A 2,499-nucleotide genomic window follows, 5' to 3' on the forward strand; every position below is an offset into this window, starting at 1 on the left:
GGCCCTGCCTTCATGCTCGCTGTCCGCCGCGATCACCCGATCGAGACTCCCGTTCGACGCCCGCCTCTCAAGATCGGAACGACAACAGCTACTTACCGTGCGGCCCGCGGGCAAGCAGTCCCTGGCCGCAGCTCAGAAGGCGGGCGGGCGGGGCCGTAGCAGGTGGGACGGCGTCCTGCCCATCCAGACACTCCTGGCCGAATGGCCGGAGAATCCGCCTGCCGGCACACCGGTCGCTGACCTGGTGCGGTGGGCGAAGACGCGCTGGCGGATCGAACACGACTACCGCGAACTCAAGCACGGCCTCGGCCTGGACCACTTCGAGGGCCGCACCTGGCGCGGCTGGCACCACCACGTCACTCTCGTCACCGCCGCCCAGGCATTCCTCACCCTCAGGCGGCTCGACCCAAGAGCGCACACACCGGCCTGACCCTCTATCAGGTCCTCGACGTTCTTCAGGACCTGCTGAGGTGCTGGACCGGTGCATGCACCACCTGCGGCCGTCTCCTACCCAGCCCACAAACCCGCCGCAGACCGCCCAGAACCTGACGAAGCACTACTGGGCAGTGTCCGGCGGATCATGAGGCCATAGGGTCTGACCGTGCTTAACCTCCCGGTCCGAGGCGAGAACGGCACGATCAAGGCCCGCGCGAAGCACGGTGTGGTCTGGGGTCCTGAGCTGGCTGGTCTTGATCAGTGAGCGTTTCCAATGCTGGGACACCTGTTGCCATGCGCGGACACCGTTTTCAACCACCGGCAGGTTCAACCCTGTTGGAGAAGGCACCGCAGCTGCCTACAGGCGCGCTGACCGATGAGTTCGCGCGCGAGTTGCTCGAGCTGGGGCAGGTGGTTCTCGACAGACAGGGCCTGTACCTGTGGTTCCTGGGGGACTGAGACTGCAGGTAGGCTCGGACGCCGAGCCATAGCCGGATAGCCGCGGTGGTGACGGTCTTTAGCCGGTTGATCGTCCGCTCGACTTCGTTGCGGCGTTTGTGGATCTCGCTGTCGAAGCCGGTGGGCCGGCCGCCTCCACTGCCAGGGCGTTTGCGGTTGGCCCGATGGTCCTTCGGTTCGGGGAGGTGTGCTTGATCTGGCGTCTTCGCAGGTAGCGCCGGTTCCGACGTGAGGTGTATGCCTTGTCGCCGCCCAAGTGGTCCGGCCGGGTGCGGGGGCGACCGCCCTGGGGAAGAGGAACGCGGATTTGTTCGAGGACCTCGATCATCTGCGGCTTGCAGGTCAGACCGCCCCCAGACCGTCCGAGTCCTTCGTCGGGGCGGTGGTGCCGAGGCGTCGTCCCCTGTTTCGGGACACGTGGCTTCTTCTTGCGAGCGCCGGCCGCGTGCTGATGGGCCCGGCAGGACGTCCCCGGCGGACACAAGGTCCTGGGGCCGCCAGGCCGGCCGCGTCACCCGCAGCAACATGGGCTTCGACTACATCCACTCCGCCGTCGACGACCGCACCCGGCTTGCCTACAGCGAGATCCACGGCGATGAGAAGGCCGTCACCTGCGCGGCCTTCCTCCGCCGGGCCGCCGCCTTCTTCACCGCACACGGCATCGACCGCGTCGAACGGGTCCTGACGGACAACGCCTGGCCCTATCGCAAGAGCTTCGCCTGGCAGCAGGCCTTGGCCGACCTCGGCACGAGCCCCAAAAACTGACTCGCGCCTACCGACCCCAGACGGCAAGGTCGAACGCGTCAACCGCACCCTGCTCGACGAATGGGCTTACCTGCGGCCCTACACCAGCAACCCTGAACGGTCCGAAGCCCTGGCAGACTTCGTCCACACCTACAAGCACCACCGCTGCCACACCGCACTCGGCGGCCACCCACCCATCAGCCGCGTGAACAACGCTGCGGGTCAATACACCTAGGCGCTGTTTCTCGGATCATGTTCGGAGCCAGATGGCGAGTGCTGCGAGGGTGACGGTGCCGAGGTAGATGTAGGCGCGTTTCTCGTAGCGGGTGGCGACGGCGCGGAAGCCTTTCAGGCGGTTGATGGTGCGTTCGACGGTGTTGCGTTTCTTGTAGCGCTCGTTGTCGAAGCTGTGGGTCGGCCGCCTTGTGATCCCCGGTTCTTGCGGTGTCTTTGCTGGTCGAGGCGTTCTGGGATGGTGTGCCGGATGCCGCGTCGTCGCAGGTAACGACGGTTCTTCCGAGAGGTGTAGGCCTTGTCCGCCAGGACATGGTCGGGCCGGGTCCTGGGTCGGCCGACTCCGATGCGGGGCACGGAGAGCTGCTCCAGCACTCGCTCGAACTGCGGCCCGTCACCGTAGTGTCCGGGTGTCAGGACGAGGGCGAGGGGCCGGCATCGTCCGTCGGCGGCAAGGTGGATTCTGGTGGTGAATCCGCCGCGGGAGCGTCCCAGACACTCGCCGATCTGACCACCTCCTCCAGCCGGACGACGAGTTTCCGCAGTACCGGATCGACCTGGTTCGTCCCTCGGACATTCCCCCTTTGAGGCGACGCGTCCGGCGGTGCCTTCCTCGCACCGGCGGCA

2 protein-coding genes and 4 pseudogenes are annotated in these 2,499 nt (G+C 66.5%); 4 read left to right on the forward strand and 2 right to left on the reverse strand.

Annotated features, from left to right (window positions below; all coding sequences use genetic code 11):
- Together ACFC1X_RS40665 and ACFC1X_RS40670 are read left to right on the forward strand one after the other, a co-directional pair.
- Window positions 1-430: transposase (locus tag ACFC1X_RS40665; protein ID WP_376364791.1), on the forward strand; the 430-nt coding region annotated here is incomplete at its 5' end.
- Between the two features lie 299 nt (window positions 431-729).
- Window positions 730-894: a hypothetical protein gene (locus ACFC1X_RS40670; protein WP_376364794.1), complete on the forward strand. Its 165-nt coding sequence runs from the start codon at window positions 730-732 to the stop codon at window positions 892-894.
- Window positions 895-917: 23 nt separating this feature from the next.
- Here the strand turns inward: ACFC1X_RS40670 and ACFC1X_RS40675 are convergent.
- Window positions 918-1,363 (reverse strand): annotated as a pseudogene (locus ACFC1X_RS40675) (IS5/IS1182 family transposase); the annotation flags it as partial.
- Window positions 1,364-1,437: 74 nt separating this feature from the next.
- On the opposite strand from ACFC1X_RS40675, the pseudogene ACFC1X_RS40680 reads away from it, so the two are divergent.
- A pseudogene (locus ACFC1X_RS40680) lies at window positions 1,438-1,603 on the forward strand (IS481 family transposase); the annotation flags it as partial.
- A gap of 72 nt (window positions 1,604-1,675) precedes the next feature.
- Window positions 1,676-1,873 (forward strand): annotated as a pseudogene (locus tag ACFC1X_RS40685) (integrase core domain-containing protein); the annotation flags it as partial.
- 15 nt (window positions 1,874-1,888) lie between these two features.
- Here ACFC1X_RS40685 and ACFC1X_RS40690 read toward each other — a convergent pair.
- Window positions 1,889-2,499, reverse strand: a pseudogene (locus ACFC1X_RS40690) (IS5 family transposase); the annotation flags it as partial.

It is taken from the genome of Streptomyces sp. NPDC056128 (assembly GCF_042263835.1).
Classification (GTDB): Bacteria; Actinomycetota; Actinomycetes; order Streptomycetales; family Streptomycetaceae; genus Streptomyces.